The 20,161-nt window shown below is 47.5% G+C and carries 16 protein-coding genes; 14 read left to right on the top strand and 2 right to left on the bottom strand.

Features of this window, described 5'->3' with window-relative positions:
• Positions 1 to 89: 89 nt before the first annotated feature.
• From AC4EHJ_RS13395 to AC4EHJ_RS13365, 7 genes are all read left to right on the top strand, one after another.
• Entirely contained in the window at positions 90 to 1,733 is a 1,644-nt protein-coding gene (locus tag AC4EHJ_RS13395; RefSeq protein ID WP_490976127.1) for an AMP-binding protein, read from the top strand.
• A 323-nt stretch (positions 1,734 to 2,056) separates the two neighbouring features.
• Complete coding sequence (locus AC4EHJ_RS13390) at positions 2,057 to 2,665, top strand: hypothetical protein (RefSeq protein WP_490976126.1); 609 nt, start codon at positions 2,057 to 2,059, stop codon at positions 2,663 to 2,665.
• Between the two features lie 463 nt (positions 2,666 to 3,128).
• A complete protein-coding gene (cydD, locus tag AC4EHJ_RS13385) occupies positions 3,129 to 4,850 on the top strand; it encodes a thiol reductant ABC exporter subunit CydD (RefSeq protein ID WP_490976125.1) in 1,722 nt (573 codons plus the stop codon).
• The gene (cydC, locus tag AC4EHJ_RS13380; RefSeq protein ID WP_490976124.1) at positions 4,847 to 6,553 is read left to right on the top strand and encodes a thiol reductant ABC exporter subunit CydC; all 1,707 of its coding nucleotides are present in this window, start codon (positions 4,847 to 4,849) and stop codon (positions 6,551 to 6,553) included. The genes cydD and cydC overlap by 4 nt, the downstream gene beginning before the upstream one ends.
• A 469-nt stretch (positions 6,554 to 7,022) precedes the next feature.
• On the top strand, positions 7,023 to 8,039 hold the full coding sequence (desA, locus tag AC4EHJ_RS13375; RefSeq protein WP_490976123.1) for a Delta(5) desaturase DesA: 1,017 nt from the start codon (positions 7,023 to 7,025) through the stop codon (positions 8,037 to 8,039).
• Between the two features lie 93 nt (positions 8,040 to 8,132).
• Positions 8,133 to 9,269: a sensor histidine kinase gene (locus tag AC4EHJ_RS13370; RefSeq protein ID WP_490976122.1), complete on the top strand. Its 1,137-nt coding sequence runs from the start codon at positions 8,133 to 8,135 to the stop codon at positions 9,267 to 9,269.
• Positions 9,266 to 9,865, top strand: a complete 600-nt coding sequence (locus AC4EHJ_RS13365; protein ID WP_490976121.1) for a response regulator — start codon at positions 9,266 to 9,268, stop codon at positions 9,863 to 9,865. The genes AC4EHJ_RS13370 and AC4EHJ_RS13365 overlap by 4 nt, the downstream gene beginning before the upstream one ends.
• A 35-nt stretch (positions 9,866 to 9,900) precedes the next feature.
• Here AC4EHJ_RS13365 and AC4EHJ_RS13360 read toward each other — a convergent pair whose 3' ends face one another.
• On the bottom strand, positions 9,901 to 10,266 hold the full coding sequence (locus AC4EHJ_RS13360; RefSeq protein ID WP_490976120.1) for a DUF2188 domain-containing protein: 366 nt from the start codon (positions 10,264 to 10,266) through the stop codon (positions 9,901 to 9,903).
• Positions 10,267 to 10,377: 111 nt separating this feature from the next.
• Between AC4EHJ_RS13360 and putP the strand changes: the two genes are divergently transcribed.
• From putP to hflX, 3 genes are all read left to right on the top strand, one after another.
• Positions 10,378 to 11,868, top strand: a complete 1,491-nt coding sequence (putP, locus tag AC4EHJ_RS13355; RefSeq protein ID WP_490976119.1) for a sodium/proline symporter PutP — start codon at positions 10,378 to 10,380, stop codon at positions 11,866 to 11,868.
• A 105-nt stretch (positions 11,869 to 11,973) separates the two neighbouring features.
• Positions 11,974 to 12,696 (top strand): VOC family protein, encoded by a 723-nt coding sequence (locus tag AC4EHJ_RS13350; RefSeq protein WP_490976118.1) that lies wholly within the window; start codon positions 11,974 to 11,976, stop codon positions 12,694 to 12,696.
• A 109-nt stretch (positions 12,697 to 12,805) separates the two neighbouring features.
• A complete protein-coding gene (gene hflX / locus AC4EHJ_RS13345; protein ID WP_490976117.1) occupies positions 12,806 to 14,077 on the top strand; it encodes a GTPase HflX in 1,272 nt (423 codons plus the stop codon).
• 71 nt (positions 14,078 to 14,148) lie between these two features.
• On the opposite strand, the gene AC4EHJ_RS13340 is transcribed toward hflX, so the two are convergent.
• Positions 14,149 to 15,867: an ABC transporter ATP-binding protein gene (locus tag AC4EHJ_RS13340; RefSeq protein ID WP_490976116.1), complete on the bottom strand. Its 1,719-nt coding sequence runs from the start codon at positions 15,865 to 15,867 to the stop codon at positions 14,149 to 14,151.
• A 511-nt stretch (positions 15,868 to 16,378) separates the two neighbouring features.
• Between AC4EHJ_RS13340 and AC4EHJ_RS13335 the strand changes: the two genes are divergently transcribed.
• The 4 genes from AC4EHJ_RS13335 to AC4EHJ_RS13320 are packed head-to-tail and all read left to right on the top strand — an operon-like array spanning position 16,379 to position 20,026.
• Positions 16,379 to 17,329 carry an ABC transporter permease gene (locus tag AC4EHJ_RS13335; protein WP_490976115.1) on the top strand — a complete coding sequence of 317 codons (951 nt, stop codon included), beginning with the start codon at positions 16,379 to 16,381 and terminating at the stop codon, positions 17,327 to 17,329.
• Positions 17,322 to 18,272: an iron chelate uptake ABC transporter family permease subunit gene (locus AC4EHJ_RS13330; protein WP_490976114.1), complete on the top strand. Its 951-nt coding sequence runs from the start codon at positions 17,322 to 17,324 to the stop codon at positions 18,270 to 18,272. The genes AC4EHJ_RS13335 and AC4EHJ_RS13330 overlap by 8 nt, the downstream gene beginning before the upstream one ends.
• On the top strand, positions 18,269 to 19,030 hold the full coding sequence (locus AC4EHJ_RS13325; RefSeq protein WP_490976113.1) for an iron ABC transporter ATP-binding protein: 762 nt from the start codon (positions 18,269 to 18,271) through the stop codon (positions 19,028 to 19,030). The genes AC4EHJ_RS13330 and AC4EHJ_RS13325 overlap by 4 nt, the downstream gene beginning before the upstream one ends.
• A gap of 45 nt (positions 19,031 to 19,075) precedes the next feature.
• Positions 19,076 to 20,026, top strand: coding sequence for a siderophore ABC transporter substrate-binding protein (locus AC4EHJ_RS13320; protein WP_490976112.1), 951 nt, complete (start codon positions 19,076 to 19,078; stop codon positions 20,024 to 20,026).
• Positions 20,027 to 20,161: the final 135 nt, after the last annotated feature.

The following is a 20,161-nucleotide window of genomic DNA, read 5'->3' as shown; positions in this document are numbered from 1 at the left end:
AGAGAGGGTACCGCCAATCACATAATTTGGAATTTTGTGATAAAATCAGAAGTGGATTGAGAACGTTTACATAAAGGGGGAGTATGGAAATGGTTATTTTACAAAAGACGGTCGGCCAAGTCGTGCGCGAGCAAGCGGCGCTGCATCCTGACACAGAGGCGTATGTATATCCGGAGCATGGCATCCGGAAAACCTATAGGGATTTCGACGAAGAAACGGACCGCCTCGCAAAGGCATTCATGGGAATCGGCATCAGCAAAGGGGAGCACATTGCCATCTGGTCGGATAATAAGCGGCAATGGCTGCTAAGCCAATTCGCAACGGGCAAGATGGGCGGCGTACTTGTGACTGTCAACACAAGCTACCAGGCGAGTGAATTGGAATATTTGCTGAAGCAATCCGATGCGACGACCTTGATTTTAGGGGAAGAATTTAAAGGCTCGAATTATATCGACATTCTGAACACCGTATGCCCGGAGCTGAAGAAGGCTGAGAAAGGAGCTGTAGAGTGCAGCCGGCTGCCCCATTTCAAACGGGTCATCGTCATGTCCGAAAGGGGCTATCCCGGAATTTATACCTGGAGTGAGTTTGAAGCTTTCGCGAGCGGCGTTTCAGATGAAGAACTGAAAAGCCGATTCGAGTCGATGGAGCCGGATGACGTCATCAATATCCAATACACTTCCGGTACGACAGGCTTTCCAAAAGGTGTCATGCTGACGCACTTGAACGTCGTCAACAATGGAAAACTAGTCGGCGATACGATGAACCTGACTGAGAAAGATCGTCTGTGCATTCCGGTTCCATTCTTCCATTGCTTTGGCTGCGTTCTTGGAACGATGGCAGCGGTGACACACTCATCCACAATGGTCATTGCCGAACAATTTGAACCGAAAAAAGTGCTGCAGATGGTCCAGGATGAAAAATGCACGGCCCTTCACGGCGTACCGACGATGTTCATTGCCGAGCTCAACCATCCTGATTTTGAATCGTTTGATACCTCTTCCCTGCGTACAGGCATTATGGCCGGTTCGCCGTGCCCGATTGAAGTAATGAAGAAAGTGATCAGCGATATGGGAGCATCGGAAATCACCATTGCCTACGGCCAGACCGAGTCATCTCCAGTCATTACGCAGACGCGGGCTGACGATGACATCGAAAAACGGGTGGCGACTGTCGGCAAGCCCCATGCAGAAGTCGAAGTGAAGATCATCGATCCGGCAAGCGGCGAGAGCGTGACTGCCGGCGTCCCGGGAGAGCTTTGCACGAGAGGCTACCATATTATGAAAGGCTATTACCACAATGAGGAAGCGACCCGCAATGCCATCGACAGCGATGGGTGGCTGCATACGGGCGATGTCGCAGTTGAAGACGAGGACGGTTATATTGCCATAACCGGACGCATGAAAGACATGGTCATCCGGGGAGGCGAGAACATTTACCCACGCGAAATCGAAGAATTCCTTTACCGCCATCCGGCTATCCAGGATGTCCAAGTCGTAGGGGTGCCGGATCAGAAGTACGGAGAAGAGCTGATGGCGTGGATCATCCTCAAGGAAGGTGAAAAACTTGATGCTGAGGAGCTGCGAGAATATTGCATCGGCAAAATTTCCCGCCATAAGATACCGCGTTACTTTGAATTCACTAAGGATTATCCGATGACAGCATCCGGCAAAATCCAGAAATTCAAGCTGCGGGAGCAAGCGGCTGAACTCAGTCGGAGAACAGGAGTGTGAATTTGAGCAGGAAAACGGGAGAGCATTTCCGGGTTTTCCTGCTTTTTTAATTCAGATAGGAAAGGTCGTTGTTTAAAGAAAGCTAAGTCGGGGGTAAACAATATTTAAGGAAAGCAAAGAATTCGCATATTTTGATTTATCAGGCGGACTCGGCTAGGGTCTGCCTGTAATTATTCTAGTGGACAAAGGAGCTGGAGGCTGTGGAATGGCTCAGCTTATTATTTGTAATCGGTTTTGTATTTATACATATATTTTCAAAGAAGTTGAAGCTCATGAAAGTCTTGCCGCGAAGCCGATTTCTGTCGATTGCGGGAGGAATATCCGTGGCTTATGTTTTTCTGCACTTGCTTCCAGAACTTGGTGTTTTTCAGGATGAGTTGGAAGGCAAAGTTGGAAATGAAGGATGGAGCTTTTTAGAAAGCCATATTTACTTGGTCGCCATGCTTGGGCTCATCATCTTTTATGGACTGGAACAGATGGTGAAATCTTCTAAGCGGCGGCAGGCTGACATCCGCGAAGAAGGAGTGGAAGCCGGAGTGTTTTGGGTTCATATCGGTTCGTTCACACTTTACAATGCCTTGATCGGCTATTTGCTGATCCGTGAACATTACGATTCTGCTTGGGGCATGCTGTTCTTTTTCATTGCAATGGGCGTCCACTTTATCACGAATGATAAAGGGCTGCGGGCGGCGCATAAAGAAGAATACGATAAATACGGACGATGGCTTCTGGCCGCTGCGATCCTGATTGGATGGGTTTTCGGCCTGTTATCGGAAGTCAGCGAATTGACGGTGTCGATTCTCACTGCGCTGCTTGCAGGCGGTATTATTCTCAACGTCATGAAAGAAGAATTGCCGGAAGATCGTGAAAGCAGTTTCGTTTCTTTTTGCTTAGGTATAATTGGTTATTCTGTTTTGTTATTGATATTATGAATAATTTACTGCTAATTAATAGCGTTCAATATTAATTTTTGATATGATTGCTTGATGAATGTATGTATAAAGAACGACTTTTCCAACTACAATGAGCTGGGGTGTTATCGGTGATTTCAAATGAAGAAAAAATAGTTTTTGAATACGAACTGAATAAGCTTAGCCATGAGTATCGGAAATGTGCCAATGACTTTGTGAAATCGCAGATCAGAGAAGATATCACATTTTTGTATGCCGTTCTTGAAAGACCGCCAGGATACGAATCCACAAAAAAATAAATCATGTTTTGAAAGCCGCTGGGATGTCCAGCGGCTTTTTTCGTGTTTTGGTGAAAAATCGGCCCTTTGTGAACGCTGCTGTAACAAAGTGGAGAATTATTTCTTAGAGCCGTGCGCGGGGAACGGCAACACAGGACAGTTGCTTTATAATAGAGGCATGGGCAATCGAAAGGGAGAATGGGACAATGGAGTTGAAACAGCTCGCATTTGAACAGAAAAAATGGATGGTTCTGCTTACGGCAGCATCAATTGCCAAAGGAGCGGCAATGGTCGGGCAAGCATTGTTTTTTGTGCTTGCCGTCAATGGCGTTTTTCTTGAAGATGCTGCGTTCGCAGAAATCACACCTTATTTATATGGGTTATTGGGCGCCATTTTGCTGCGCGCCTTCTGTGGCTACGCAATTGGCCGTGCGGGAGTCGAGTTGTCGGTTGAAGTGAAATTGAAGCTGCGCCGGCAACTGATTTCTTCGTTTGCAGCAGATCCGCTATTGGCTTCGGAGCATGGCCAGTCGGGCCGGAAAGTGAGTTTGCTCATGGACGCAGTCGATGAAGTAGACGGCTATTTCAGCAAATATATCCCACAAATGATCCAAACTTATATCATTCCGATCATGCTGCTTGCGGTCATTTTTTACCAGCATTGGATAACGGGGCTGATCATTTTAATAACAGCACCGTTTATCCCGGTATTCATGGCGCTCGTGGGAATCCGCACAAAAGAAAAAGCGGATGAACAAATGGAAAAGCTCGGACAATTCTCAGGAACGTTTTTGGACGTTCTTCAAGGCCTCACTACATTGAAACTGATGGGACAGGCGGAACGCCAACAAGAAACCATCAAAAAGAGCAGTCTTGATTTTCGGGATTCCACGATGGAAGTGCTGAAATCCGCATTTTTATCTTCTTTGATGCTGGAATATATTTCGATGCTGAGCATGGGGATCATCGCACTTGAAATCGGGCTGCGTCTTGTTGTATTCGACAGCCTGACTTTCTTTACAGCGTTTTTCGTCATGATTCTCGTGCCGGATTTTTTCAATATGCTGAAAGATTTCGGGAGTGCGTTCCATACTGGCAGAAGCAGTGCGGCTGCGGCTGGCAGGTTATCGGAGGAATTAACGAAAAATACCGAACCGGTCCGCTTCGGCAACACTGAATTGGCACAAGGCCCTGGTGTGTTGGAACTGGATGATTTGGAATTCCGGTACGGCAGTGGATTTTCTCTTGGTCCCGCCACACTGCAGATTCCAGCGTTCAGCAATGTCGCTTTTATCGGTAAAAGCGGGTCGGGCAAAACAACACTGCTGCATGCGATAGCCGGTTTGCTGCCGCTGACCGGCGGCCGTCTGCTGGTGAATGGAATGGATAGGCAAAACATATCAGAGCAGTCTTGGTTCAGCCAAATGAGTTATATTTCCCAAAACCCGTATTTATTCGCCGGATCCATCAAAGAGAACATCGCTTTGGGCGCAGGAAGGAATGTGGCCGATGAAGAAATTATGGCAGCTGCAAAACAAGCGGGAATCGCTGAGATGGTCCTGTCTTTGAAACAAGGACTCGATACCCCGGTAGGCGAAGCGGGCAGAGGCTTGTCCGGAGGGGAGAAACAGCGCATCGCTTTGGCGCGTGCATTCCTAAAGCAGCCGTCCCTCATATTATTCGATGAACCGACAACTGGGCTGGACTTAAAAACCGAACGGATTTTACAAGAATCCATGGCTGAGCTCGGCAAACGGGCAACTGTATTGACCGTCGCCCACAGGCTCCATACGATCAAAAAGGCGGATATGATCATCGTTCTTGATAACGGAAAACTTGCTGGAGCCGGCTCGCATACGGAATTATTGAGTTCTGAGCCTCTGTACCGGAATATGATCGAAGCGCAACTTGGAGGTGTCCTGCAATGAGCGGATTGAAACAAATGATCCTTTTGACGCTCCGCGAAAAAAGAGATGTGACGCTCGCGGTATTCTTCGGCTTTCTGGCAGGCGTTGCAGGAGTCGCGCTTCTGGCTTCCAGCGGCTACTTGATTTCGCGTGCGGCTTTGACTTCGCAGATGACGATTTTAATCGTCATGGGTGCCTGCTTAAAACTGTTCGGATTGGCTTCTGCTTTGAGCCGCTACGCGGAAAGGCTGTTTTCCCATCGTGCAACGTTCACGATGCTCAGCAATTTGCGTTCGTCCTTTTTTGAAAAACTATCGCCGTTGGCACCAGGCATTTTTAGCCAGTACCGGAGCGGCGATTTGCTGGCGCGCATTGTCGGCGATGTTGAGAGCCTGCAGAATTTTCTGCTGCGCGTCCTGTACCCGCCAATTGTACTGCTTCTTGTATTTCTCAGCACGATTTTCTTTAGCGCCTTTTTCTCTATTGGAATCGCAGCGGTCATTGCTATCGGTGCATTCTTGACGGTTTTTGCGGTGCCGGCGTTCTTTGCACTGCGGCAACGGACAATCAATAATGCTGCACGGGCAAGCCGCGCTGCGCTTTCAACAGAATCGGCCGAGCTGTTATATGGCTTTCGCGATTTGAAGATCCACCAACGGCTTGAACAAAAGCAACAGCAGCTAGAGGATTTCTCAGGTCATTATGGAGGCCAGCAGCGCAAAGAGGGGCTTGAAGAAAACCTGAGCCAGTCGGTGAATGGATTGGTTGCACTCCTCGCGTCATTTTTTGTACTGGGCCTCGGCGCGTATTTTGTAGCGGCAGGCGAATTGGATGGTTTATACCTCGCCATGCTGGTGATGATTTCGTTGGGGGCATTTGAGAATGTCTCGCCGATGGCGGCATTTCCGGCTCATTTCGAAGAAAACCGCAAAGCGGCCAGCCGTCTGAATGAAGTTGCGCCAGCCGCGCCCGTCTTGAAAGGGGCAGAGCCGCCGCCGGAATGGCCGTTTGATCTCACATTGGACAACATTAACTTCACTTACAGGGGGGAAGAACGCGCGGCTTTAAGTGGCATCTCACTGCAAATTTCGCCGGGTACGAAAACAGCAATCGTGGGCCCGAGCGGTTCAGGTAAGTCGACGCTTCTTCAGCTCCTATTGAATATCTTAGAGCCGGACGAAGGAACGATTCGCGTTGGCGGACGTGCGCTTGGAAAACTAGACCAAGAAGAAGTATGGAAAAGCATGAATGTCGTGCTCCAGGAAAACCATTTCTTTTTTGGGACGATTAAGAGCAACTTGCTGATTGCCAATGAATCAGCGTCCGATGGACAATTGGAATCGGCGCTGTCGCAGGTTCAGCTGGATGAATTGGCGCTGTCGATGAAAGTCGGAGAAAAGGGGCAAAACTTATCGGGCGGCCAAAAGCAACGCTTGGCTATTGCCCGGGCAATAATTCGGAAAAAGCCGCTCTGGCTGCTTGATGAACCGGTTTCATCGGTAGACAGCGTCACTGCCCAAGCCATTTATTCGGAACTTTTCAGCCGCGGCAAAGGCGAGTCTTTCATCGTCGTGAGCCACGATTTAGCTGCCCTTAGCCAGATGGATCAGATCATTGTCATGGACAACGGAAGGATTGTTGAAAGCGGGACATATAGCGACTTGATGCGGAAAAAAGCTTATTTCTATGAATTGAAACAAATTGAAAGGGATGTTTTTGCCTGAAAAAGGCATGCCGCGTGTGACCAGCGGCATGCCTTTTTCTTATTTCTGAAACAAATTCCGATCTTTTTGCTCCTGCTCCCATTTCATCTTTTCAAGTTCTCAGCGCAGCTTCTCAGTTTCCAGGATGAAATTTTCGTGTTTAATTTTTTTGAGTTCCTGCTCTTCCCCGATTCATTGATTTTTCATTTCGGCGTGTTTGAGCCAGTAGGAACCGATACTAGCGACTAGAGGGATTGAAAAGATCATGATGATTGTTAGCGTGCCGGTCATGGAAAACTCCTTTTTCCAATATTTCTTCTTAGCCCAAGTGGAATGCATTTGCAAAAAAGCAGAAAGTGAGATTTGCGAAATACATGACAAGTGTCATGTAGGAAACAGGCGTTTATGACTTATTTGTCAGGTGCAGAATCTTTATGATTAGGATAATAAGTTATCCAGCCGCTTGAGCATGGATAGTAGGAGGAAGAATATGAGCAGAGAAAAAACAGCACAATTGCGAAAATTCATCGCCCCTTTTGAAGGGTCAGACGTAAAAGCAAGTGTACGTCAAATAATGAACACCATTCCGCCATTCATCATTTCATGGGTTTTGGCTTACTTGACATTGGATATCTCGATTTGGCTGACAGTCGGATTCTCAGCTATCGCGGCCGGATTCGTTATCCGCACATTCATCATTTTCCATGATTGCACACACGGATCATTCTTCAAAAACAAAAAAGCGAACGCTGTAGTCGGTACGATTACGGGCATTCTGACGCTTTTCGCTTATGAAAAATGGAAACGCGAGCACTCTATCCACCATGCTTCAAGCGGAAACCTCGACAAACGCGGCGTCGGCGATATTTGGGTCATGACAATCGAAGAGTACGTCGAAGCTTCAAAGTGGGTACGTTTCAAGTACCGCATGTACCGCAACCCATTGGTAATGTTCGGTATTGGACCACTATTCCTAGTCTTGATTTCCAGCCGTTTCAACCGCAAAGATGCACGCAAAAAAGAACGCAATAACACGTATTTGATCAACATCTCCCTAGTCGTTATCTACTCATTGCTTATCTGGGCAATCGGTTGGCAGGCATTTGTGATCGTTCAAGGATTAACAATGTTTATTGCAGGAGCATTGGGCATTTGGTTGTTCTATGTACAGCACACATTCGAAGATTCGTATTTTGAAGATGAAAGCGAATGGGATTACGTGAAAGCGGCTGTAGAAGGAAGTTCATATTACAAACTTCCAAAAGTGCTTCAATGGGTAACTGGCAACATCGGTTTCCATCATGTGCACCATCTAAGCCCGCGTGTTCCGAACTACAATTTGGAAAAAGCGCATGAATCCACTCCGCCGCTTCAACAAGCGACAACAATTACAATCAAATCAAGCCTTAAATCATTGCGCTTTAAATTATATGATGCAAAAAACAAAACATTTGTCACTTTCGGTGACATTAAGCATTTGCTGAACGAAAACAAAATTGCAGCTTAATCACTTAAAGAAAAAACCATTCTGATGAATGGTTTTTTCTTTTTTCCATTATTTGATATGATAAAGAATAATAGTGAATCGAGGGGCGAGATTATGCAAAGCTGGTACCAAATATTTCCGAAAAACCCATGGCTCAGCTTATATGCCTGGGTAATCTTCTGTATCTTGCCATTCTTTTTCATCTTTCGTTCTTCATCGCCGCTGGAAATTACATTGGGAATCCTGTTGTTAGGGTTGTTCTTTTTGTCGTATCGGCTGTCATTCAACTCGAAAACCGGATTCATGTATGTGTGGATTGGCGCTGAAATAGCGATTAACATTGGCATGATCTTTATGTTCGGTTATGTGTATCTGGCTATTTTCCTGGCGTTTTTTGTCGGCAATATCCGTAACAAAGTCGGATTCTTCATTGTTTACGGTATTCATATCGGGACCACCATCCTGGCGGTGACAATCGGGATTATACTACACGAAGCGCTCTACACCGCTCAATTGCCCTTTATTGTTTTGAGTATTTTGGGGATTATCCTGCTGCCATTCAACACTTACAACCGTCATAAGCGTGAAAAGCTGGAAGGCCAGTTGGAAGATGCCAACAAACGGATTTCCCAATTGATTGTCATCGAAGAGCGTGAGCGGATAGCCCGCGACCTGCACGATACGCTTGGGCAGAAACTGTCGCTTATTGGGCTCAAAAGTGATCTTGCCGGAAAGTTGATGCAGCGGAATCCCGAAGCTGCGATGAATGAAATCAATGATATCCGCCAAACTGCGCGAACAGCTTTGAAAGAAGTGCGAGAACTGGTATCGGGTATGCGGGGCACGAAGCTTGAAGACGAGTTGCTGCGGATCCAGCAGATCCTGAAAGCGGCAGATATCGATTTTGTATTGCACGGAAATTCCAAGCTTCACAACACGCCGCCATTGGTGGAGAATGTCCTGAGCATGTGTCTGAAGGAAGCGGTGACGAATGTCGTCAAACACAGCAGCGCAAGCCGTTGCAGCATCCTGGTCAAGCAGAATGCGCAAGAAATCCTGGTGCAGGTCCAGGATGACGGCGTCGGCATCGAAGGCGCTCATTGGAACCATGGAAATGGCATCGCCGGAATGCGCGAACGCCTGGAATTCGTCAATGGCAGCGTGGAAATCAAGAAGGCGGATGGCGTCACTTTGAACATCCGTGTTCCGAATGTCATTCTTTATCAGAAGCCGAAGGAGGAATTGGTGTGATACGGATCGTATTGGCAGAGGATCAGCGCATGATGCTCGGAGCGCTCGGGTCATTGCTCGACCTTGAAGAAGATATGGAAGTCGTGGGAAAAGCTACGAACGGTGAAGAGACGATTGAGCTGGTCAAAAAGCTGCAGCCCGATATCGTCATCACAGACATCGAAATGCCCGTCAAGAGCGGGCTGGATGCTGCAGAGGCGCTGAAAGACGAGCCATGCAAAATAATTATCTTGACGACGTTTGCCCGCTCCGGCTATTTTGAACGGGCACGGAAAGCAGGGGTCAGCGGCTATTTGCTGAAAGACAGCCCGAGTGAAGACTTGGCTGCCTCAATCCGTACGATTATGGAGGGGCGCCGTATTTACGCGCCGGAACTGGTCGACCTTGCATATGCGGATGCGAATCCGCTGACAGAAAGGGAAAATCAGGTCATGGAATTGATTGCAGAAGGCAGAAGCACCAAAGAGATTGCAAAAGAATTGTTTATCACCACTGGCACTGTTCGAAATTACATTTCAACGATTTTGGATAAGCTGGAAGTAGGGAACCGCATCGAAGCCATTTCCCGTTTCAAGGAAAAGGGCTGGTTTAAATAAGAAATCCGCTGCCTATGAAGGCAGCGGATTTTTCGTTAGGTTTCGTATAATTTCTCTTCGAGGGAACCATCTTTCGTATAAATGTGCAGTTCACCGTGGTGCTTGTTGGCGTATCGTTTCGCTTCGCCCATCAGGTCCTCTTTGGTATCTTCGATCAAAAGCGCCTTTTTACTGTCTTTTTTCTTAAGCTGCCAACCTTCGTCATGAGCCCTGATCTCAAAAACAACCTTCTCTTCTCCGCCTTCGACGCTCTTCCGTGCCTGGTCCATGGCAATCGGAATCGCGCGTCCTTCTTCGTAGCCTTCTCTTAAAAGGGCGTTCGCTATTTCAATGGCTTTGTTCCGCACATCGGCATTCAAGTTTTTGAATGAATCCGGGTAATCGTTTTTATCCCACGGCATGGCTATCGCCTCCTTGGCTATAATTTCCCCATTTTCAGCAACGTCAAAACAAAATTCTGCTGTTAATAAATTTAGAAAATGATAAACTATAGACGAAAGGAGAGATGGAATATGTCAGATACTACGTATCAAATCATTGCTTTGGCTATTTATATGGCTCTAATGCTGTGGATCGGTTATTATTCTTACAAAAAGACAGTGAATTTGACAGATTACATGCTTGGCGGACGCGGCCTTGGCGCAGCGGTCGGTGCTTTGAGCGCCGGCGCGGCAGACATGTCTGGATGGCTTTTGATGGGCTTGCCCGGTGCCATCTATGTCAGCGGTCTAGTGGAAGGGTGGATTGCCATTGGCCTAGTTATAGGTGCTTACTTAAATTGGTTTTTCGTTGCTCCACGACTGCGAATTTATTCATTCGTTACAAGCGATTCAATCACGATTCCGAGTTTTCTTGAAAACCGCCTGAAAGACACTTCGCGTTTGCTGCGGATTGTTTCAGGCATCATCATTCTTGTGTTCTTCACGTTTTACGTGTCGTCCGGAATGGTTGCAGGAGGAGTTTTCTTTGAGAGTTCTTTCGGCCTTGACTACCACCTTGGCCTGCTGATCGTCTCAGGGGTTGTCGTTGCCTATACTTTGTTCGGAGGGTTTCTAGCAGTTAGCTACACGGACTTTGTACAGGGCTTAATGATGTTCCTGGCACTGATTGCGGTTCCGATCATCGGCGTTTTCAAAACAGGCGGCTTTGCGGAAACGGCGGATACAATCCGCTCGGTGGATCCGGCAATGCTCAGTCTGACAGGCGCGTCGCTTATCGGAATCATTTCTGCTGCTGCTTGGGGGCTGGGTTATTTCGGCCAGCCGCATATCATCGTCCGTTTTATGGCAATTGGTTCTTTGAAAGAAGTTCGACAGGCTCGCCGCATCGGTATCAGCTGGATGATTTTAAGCTTAATCGGCGCTGTTTCGACTGCTTTAGTCGGTATTGCGTATTTCCAACAAAACCCGGATGCAACATTGGTTGATCCGGAAGGCGTCTTCATCGTCTTGGGTCAAATTTTCTTCCATCCATTGATTGCCGGCTTTATGCTGGCCGCCGTACTTGCGGCAATCATGAGCACAATTTCTTCCCAGTTGATTGTAACTTCTTCTGCATTAGTAGAAGATTTATACAAAATCGCTTTTAAGAAAGTCGCTTCTGATAAAAAATACGTTTTATTGGGCCGTCTTGCGGTCTTAGCCATCTCCTTAATAGCAGGTTTCCTTGCTTGGGAGCAGAATAACACGATATTGGATTTGGTTGCTTATGCATGGGCCGGATTTGGAGCCGCGTTCGGGCCGATTATCCTGTTATCATTATTCTGGCGCAAGCTGACTACATGGGGCGCACTTTCCGGAATGATTGTCGGAGCCTTGACCGTTATTATTTGGGATATGCTAGATGCGGAATTTGCCGTTAATCTATATGAAATTATTCCAGGATTCTTCTTGTGTGCTATTGTTGCAGTCGCTGTAAGTTTGGCGACATACAAAGAAAATGCTGAAATTGATGAAGAATTCAATGAAACTGAACGCCTTATCAAAGAAAAACCTGTTAAATAATAATATTTGCAAAGCTCCAGCCTTTATAAAAGAAGGCTGGAGCTTTTGTTTTCTTTTGATTTTTGGATATAGTTTTAAGAAGGATAATGAAAAAGAGGTGGAACAATGTTTTTAGACCATATTGTGCATTTTACGAGGAGTGAGCCTGCAAAAGCTGTCGAAGCATGGGAGTCTTACGGTTTCCATGCTGCGCCCGGTGGACAGCATATCCAGTGGGGCACCCACAACGCGCTGTTTTATATGAAGGATTGCTACATCGAATGGCTTGCGCTGGCGGATCGTTCGGTTGCCGAGCGGGCCGACCATCCGTTGACAAAACTGCTGTTGCATGACGGGGAAGGGTTCGGGACGATTTGCTTAAGGACTGATGATATTGTCAGCCTAAACAAGCGGCTCCGGGAAGAAGGATTTGAAACGACAGGCGTATTGGATGCGGAACGCAAAACTGGAACCGGAGAAACCATCCGTTGGAAAATGCTCTTTATCGAACAAGAAGTTTCAGACGCTTTTCCGGCCCCGTTTTTCATCGAGTGGCAGCAAAGCGACAGGGAGCGGTATGAAGCATTGCGGGAAAGGGATGCCATCAGATCGGCCAATGAAAAGCTCCATGTCGAAGTTTGTATTTTCGGTGTTCATGATGTTCCGGAAAGCGAGAGGCTGTTCCGCAAAATCCTGCAAGGCAAGCTGAAAGCGGCGAATTGCCGCTTTGAGTTCCGTGAAACAGCAAGCAACAAAGAACGCTTGGAAGAAGTGCGCCTTGTCGGTGGCACAAAACGCATCGTTTTTGAAGAAGGGGTTTATTGCGTTCCGGAGAACGGGAATATATGATAAGAGAAGCACAGCAAAAGTGAACGGAATGTATGGCATTAAAAGAAGAGTGGAGACTCTTCTTTTTGTCATAAAGGGAAAGAGTTCCGCGGGCTGAGGAGGAAAACGAATGGATACATTGATTGAAAAAGCGATTCTTGTGGGAGTTCAGCTGCAGCAGGATCTCCATTTTGAGTATGAAATGGAAGAACTGCGCAATTTAGCGGAAGCCTGCGAGGTTGAAGTGGTGGGGGAAGTGATGCAGAATTTAGATCGCATCCATCCCGCTACTTATGTAGGAAAAGGGAAAGTCGAAGAAATCAAAGCGTTTTATGAAGAAGCAGAAGCAAACCTCATCATTTTTAATGATGAATTGTCGCCATCGCAAATCCGCAATCTTGAAGAAGAACTGGAATGCAAAGTCATTGACCGAACAATGCTCATCCTGGATATTTTCTCGCGCCGCGCAAAAACGCGCGAAGCACAGGTGCAGGTCGAATTGGCTCAGTTGCAATACATGCTCCCGCGCCTTGTCGGCTTGCGTGCCTCGCTTGGACGCCAAGGAGGAGGCAGCAGCGGCGGCTTTTCAAATAGGGGTGCCGGTGAAACAAAATTGGAGCTTGATCGCCGTAAAATCGAAGACCAGTTATCGAAACTCCATAAAGAATTGGAGCACATCCGCGCGCAGCGCGAAACGCAGCGCAAACAGCGGACCCGCACAGGTACGCCGGTCGTTTCGCTAGTCGGCTACACAAATGCCGGCAAATCGACGATCATGAATGGTTTATTGGCAAAAACGGGCCAGGGTGAAGAGAAAAAAGTGTTTGAAAAAGACATGCTGTTTGCCACGCTCGATACGTCGGTAAGAAAAATCGTGCTAGAAGACAATAAGCATTTTCTGTTGTCGGATACAGTAGGCTTTGTCAGCAAGCTGCCGCACCATCTGGTGAAAGCTTTCCGCTCAACGCTGGAAGAGGCACGCAACTCGGATTTGCTATTGCATGTCGTTGATGTGTCGAATGACGAATACCGCCACATGATGGATGTCACAAACGCCACTTTGCATGAAGTCGGCGTGGAAAATATACCGACGCTGTTTATTTATAACAAGTCGGACTTGGCGGGTGTCCCTTATCCGAAAATCAGCGGCGACGGGCTTTGGATGTCCGCTAAAGAAGGCGAAGGACTGGATGAACTGCTAGAGAAAATCAAAGGGCATATTTTTGCCGGGCATGTAACATGCCGGATGCTCATTCCTTTTGACAGAGGGGACATCGTTGCTTATTTGAGCGATTCAGCTACCATACTGGATACTGAATACGAAGAAAATGGCACAGTCATCAAAGTAGAACTTGGCAGCGTGGATTATGACCGCTTCCAAGAATTCGTCATCGGAAAATAAATAAAAGGAGCACCCGCCAGCATTGGCAGGTGCTCCTTTTTGTTTTCAGGTTTTCAAGAAGAAAAGAATCGTTAATTTTGAAATTGAATGCGGTGAAGATTGGCGAAAATGCCGTTTTGCTCAAGCAGCTCGCTGTAGCCGCCTTGTTCCGCGATGCCGTCTTCGGTGACAACGATCACACGGTCTGCGTCACGGATGGTAGCCAGGCGATGCGCGATGATGAGTGTCGTACGGTTTTCCGCAAGTTCGGCGAGTGCTTCTTGAATGATGCGCTCCGTTTCCGTGTCGAGTGCGGACGTCGCTTCGTCCAAAATCAGGATCGGCGGATTTTTCAGGAACATGCGGGCAATGGCCAAGCGCTGCTTTTGGCCGCCTGACAATTTCAAGCCGCGTTCACCGATCTGCGTTTCATAGCCGTCCGGTAATTTGCGGACGAAGTCTTCCAGATGGGCTTTTCTCGCTGCAGCCAGAATTTCTTCTTCGCTGGCATTGCGTTTTCCGTAAGCGATATTTTCGCGGATGGTACCGGTGAATAAGAAGACATCCTGCTGCACGATGCCGATATTCGAACGCAGTGAATGCATCGTCATGTCGCGGATATCAATATTGTCGATGGTGATGCTGCCTTCTTGAATGTCGTAAAAGCGCGGGATCAACGAGCAGATCGTCGTCTTGCCGGCACCGGATGGCCCGACAAATGCGACGGTTTCGCCGGATCGCACGGACAAATCGATGCCGTTCAACACGCTTTTATGGCCATCGTAAGCGAAATGGACATCTTCGAAAAGAATATTGCCTTTTAATCCGCTGACTTCGATAGCGTCGGGGCGGTCCAAAATCTCGGGTTCTTGCTCCATCAATTCCTGGAAGCGGCCAAAGCCGGCCATCCCTTTCGGATAAAGCTCCAGCAATGCGCTGATTTTATCAATCGGTTTGATCAGTACATTGAGAAACAGCACGAAGCTGACCAATTCCCCGTAGGACAATTCGTTTTGGTAATTAAGCCAAGCTCCATAGACGAGAACCAGCAGTGTCAAAAGGCGGGTCATCATATAGATGCTTGAATGCGTTGCGGCCATGACTTTATAGGCGACAATCTTTGCGACCCGGAAGCGGCCGTTGTCTTTTTTGAAACGGCTGATTTCGAATTCTTCATTGGTGAAAGACTGAACGACGCGGGCGCCGGAAACGCTGTCCTCTACCCGTCCATTGACATCAGCGATTTTCCCGTACATGCTGCTCCAGGCGCCGTTCATCTTGATGTTGCAGTATGTGATGAGCCAAATCAAGAACGGAATAACGATCAGCGTGACCAAAGCGAGTTTCGGATTGATCCAGAACATGATGCCGAATGCACCGAAAAATGTCATGATGGCAATGAAAAAATCTTCAGGGCCATGGTGGGCGAGTTCGCCGATATCGAACAAATCGTTGGTGATGCGGCTCATAACATGGCCGGTCTTGGTGTTGTCGAAAAAGCGGAAAGACTGCCGCTGCACATGCGTGAATAATTCCTCGCGCATATCTGTTTCGATATTGATGCCGAGTACGTGGCCGAGGTAACTGACGACGAATTGCAGGAACGTGCTAAGCAGGAACACCGCGAGCAGCAGGACGCTGACTGTTACAACCGTATTCCATTCACCGCTTGGCAACAGGTCGTCGATGAACCATTGGACAGCGACAGGAAAAGCCAATTCCAGAATGGCGACAATGACTGCGCTCGTGAAATCGACGATGAAAAGCCGTCTATGCGGTTTATAATACTTGAAAAATTGCTTTAATCTCATTGATGGACCACCTCGGAAATTTTGTCATAAGGAAAAGTATAAGCCAATTCAAGCGAATAAACGACATTTATTTCGTTTTCTGAAGTAATTGTCGTTTTTTTCATCTTATTGATACTGCGCAAAATAGCCTCGCTTGCCGCGGATGTTCTTCCCGGCTTATTGCGGGAGTCAAGGAGGTGCCGAATACTTTTGGCACCTCCTTTGCGACGAGCTTGCGCAGGAGCAACGCACTTTCATGTTTCGAAGCTAGCGAAGCGATGCAACGGTCTTTCATGTCCCGAAGCTAGCGTAGCGATGCAGGGACAGAGACAGGGACAGAAACAATCGTCTTTGCTCTGCCCAAAGCGTCCGGAGTGAATGTAGATAGTTAGTTCTATGATAAATTTTAAATGAAAATAATTCTCAATTAACTGTTGATTGTTCTTTTCCTCATGATATACTAAAAAGGTTGGTAAGTGATAATGATTATCATTCTTACTGAGATTTTAATTATCTAAGATGAGGGGCAGTTATGAAGAAACGTATTTTAATACCCATATTGATCATACTGTCATTCGTCTCTCTATTTGTCGGGGTCAGCTCCATCAGCCCGATTGATTTGCTGAACTTTCAGTCGGAGGAAACGCAGATATTTCTGATCAGCCGCCTGCCGCGGCTGGTTGCGATTTTATTGGCGGGCGCTGGGATGAGCATGGCAGGGCTCATCATGCAGCAATTGAGCCGCAATAAATTCGTTTCCCCGACGACGGCCGGGACGCTCGACGCCACAAGGCTTGGAATTTTGGTGTCGATGCTTATGTTCGCCAATGCCAGCATGCTGGAAAAGATGGTTGTGGCGTTCGCTTTTGCACTTGCCGGGACATTCCTTTTCATGCAGATTTTGGACCGCATCAAGTTCAAGGATGCGATTTTCATCCCGCTTGTCGGGTTGATGTTCGGCAACATTCTGTCTTCGATCACCACCTTTTTCGCTTACCGGGCGGATGTCATCCAGAACATGTCGGCTTGGCTGCAAGGCGATTTTTCCATGATCATGAAAGGCAGCTACGAATTGCTCTACATCAGCGTGCCTGTTTTCATCATCGCCTATATTTATGCCAACTGCTTTACGGTCGCCGGCATGGGGGAGGATTTTTCCAAGAACCTCGGCTTGAAATACCGCAGCGTCGTTAATGTCGGCCTGGTGCTGGTTGCGCTGATTACGGCGACAGTCGTGCTGACGGTCGGCATGATCCCGTTTCTCGGGCTCATCATCCCGAACATCGTCTCCATTTTCAAAGGGGACCACTTGCAAAAGACATTGCCCCATACCGCGATGCTCGGTGCGATTTTCTTATTGCTCTGTGACATTTTGGGCAGGGTGCTCATTTATCCGTACGAAATCTCGATCAGCTTGATGGTTGGCGTCATCGGCAGCGCCATTTTCCTGTTCCTGTTGTTTAGGAGGAGGGCATATGCGTAACGTACATAAAATGATTTTATTGGCCGGCTTGGCTTTGGCGGCATGCGCGTTGTATTTATTCCACGACTTGAACGGCAGTTTCGATTATGCGCTGCCGCGGCGCGGAGTCAAGGTCTTTGCGATGGTGTTGACGGGTGTGGCGATCGCTTATGCAACGGTCGTGTTCCAGACCATCACCCATAACCGCATTTTGACGCCGAGTGTGATGGGCCTCGATTCGCTGTATATGCTGCTGCAGACTTTGCTAATTTTCTTTCTTGGCTCCGACCACGTGACGATTCTCAACAAACAAGTGAATTTCCTGTTGTCGATTGCAGTCATGGTGGTCTTCGCGTTGCTATTCTACCGATTGCTGTTTAAAAAAGGCAACCAGCCCATTTATTTCCTGCTGCTGATCGGCATCATCTTCGGGACGTTCTTTTCCAGCATTTCCACGTTTCTGCAAGTGCTGATCGACCCCAATGAATTCCAGATGGTCCAAGACCGGATGTTTGCCAGCTTCAATAACGTCAACGCGGACCTCGTTTGGACTTCACTTGCTTTTGTCGCCGTGCTTGTTGCGGTTGCCTGGCGCCATAACGCGTCATTGGACGTCTTGTCGCTTGGGCGTGACGCAGCGGTAAATTTGGGTGTCAATTATGATTCTTTGGTAAAAGGGATGTTGGTGCTGTCGGCTGTGCTCATTGCCATCGCGACCGCGCTTGTGGGGCCGATTACGTTTTTCGGGCTGATTGTGGCGAACTTGTCGTATCAATTTTTCAAATCGTATAAGCATTCGGTGCACCTAACAGGCGCTATCGTCATCAGCATCATTGCTTTGGTGGGAGGGCAATGGGTCGTCGAGCGGGTTTTCACTTTCAATACAACGCTTAGCGTCATCATCAATTTCATCGGTGGAATTTACTTCATCTATCTATTATTGAAGGAGAGTCGATCCAAATGATCCAAGTCCGGGAATTAACAAAGCTATATGGGAAAAAACTAGTAGTCGAGAATGTCTCTGTCGATATCCAGCGCGGCAAAATCACGTCATTCATCGGGCCGAACGGTGCCGGGAAGTCGACGCTCCTTTCCATGGTCAGCCGGCTTCTTGACGCGGACACTGGAGAAGTACTTATCGATTCCACCAATACGAAGAAAATGAAAGCCAACGATTTATCGAAACGCGTATCGATATTAAAGCAATCGAATTACATGGATGTGCGCTTGACCGTCCGCGAACTAGTGTCTTTCGGACGCTTTCCGTACTCGAAAGGTCGCTTGAATGGCGAGGATGAGAAAATGGTCGACCAGGCAATCGGCTACATGGATTTGGAAAGCATGCAGCAGAGCTATTTGGATGAATTGTCTGGCGGCCAGCGCCAGCGTGCGTTTATTGCCATGGTCATTGCGCAGGATACTGATTACGTTCTGCTCGACGAGCCGCTCAATAATTTGGATATGAAGCATTCTGTGCAAATCATGAAAATCCTGCGCCGCCTCGTCGACGACCTTGGTAAAACTGTCGTCATCGTGCTTCACGACATTAATTTTGCGTCGGTCTATTCCGACCGTATCGTGGCGCTGAAAAATGGCCGCGTCGTCAAAGACGGGACTACCGAAGAAATCATCCAATCTGCGGCGTTGAAGGAAATCTATGACATGGACATCCCGATTCAGCAGATGGACAATTGCCGGATCTGTGTTTATTTCAATTCGTAAATTGCATTTTAAAAAATAAAACATAAAAAAGGGAGTTTGATTGAGATGAAAAAATGGCTATTGATTGCAATGGCGTTATTGGTGGCTGGCGTACTTGCAGCATGCGGCGCTGGGGAAAAGGAAGAATCGGCTACAGCTGAAGCACAGGAAAAAGAGACGATGACCGTAACGCACGAATTGGGCGAAACGACTTTTGAAAAAAATCCGGAGAAAGTCGTCGTCTTCGATTTCGGCGTTCTTGATACCATGGACAAATTGGGCATAGAAGCAGCAGGTGTCCCGCAGGAATCATTGCCGGCATACCTTGATAAATACGCGGACACGGAAAAGTATGAGAACGTCGGGACATTGAAAGAAGCGGATTTTGAGGCAATCAATGCAATGAAGCCGGACTTAATCATCATTTCCGGGCGCCAAGCGGACATGTATGAAGAATACGCAGCGATTGCACCGACTGTACATATCGCAGTCGATACCGATAATTACATGGAATCTTTCACGGGCAACATGGAAATGATCGGGGAAATCTTCCATAAAGAAGAGCAAGTGAAAGAAGAGCTGTCAGCGATTACTGAACAGATTGAACAAGTGAAAGAAACGGTCAGCAGTTCCCAAGCGCAAGCGTTGATTGTTTTGGCGAATGAAGGGAAAGTCAGTGCGTACGGGCCATCTTCACGTTTTGGCATTATCCATGACGTTTTTGGTGTAGAAGCGGTGGACGAAGGACTGGAAGTATCGACGCACGGACAAAGCATCTCATTCGAATACATTCTGGAGAAAAATCCTGGTATGATTTTCGTTGTGGACCGCAATGCCGCGGTGGGCAATGAAGCCAGCGCGAAAGATTCGCTTGAAAACGAATTGGTGCAAAAAACGGATGCCTATAAAAATGGGAAAATCATCTACTTGGATCCGGATTATTGGTACCTGTCAGGCGGAGGTCTGCAATCGGTGAGCCAGATGGTCACTGACGTGGAATCTGCATTCAAGCAATAAAAATAGAAAGCGTGCTGTATAGGCTGTAGGCAAATCCCTAAATCCGGGATGTCTATGGCCTTTTTTATAATTAAGCAAGAACATGGAAAGTGATGAGAGTCTTTTGGTGTTTTTGAATAGTCAGATAAATTGGGC

It is taken from the genome of Planococcus sp. TJ-301, assembly GCF_058268475.1.
The sequence above is the reverse complement of the archived record's forward strand: the minus strand, read 5'-3'. Positions and strand labels throughout refer to the sequence as shown.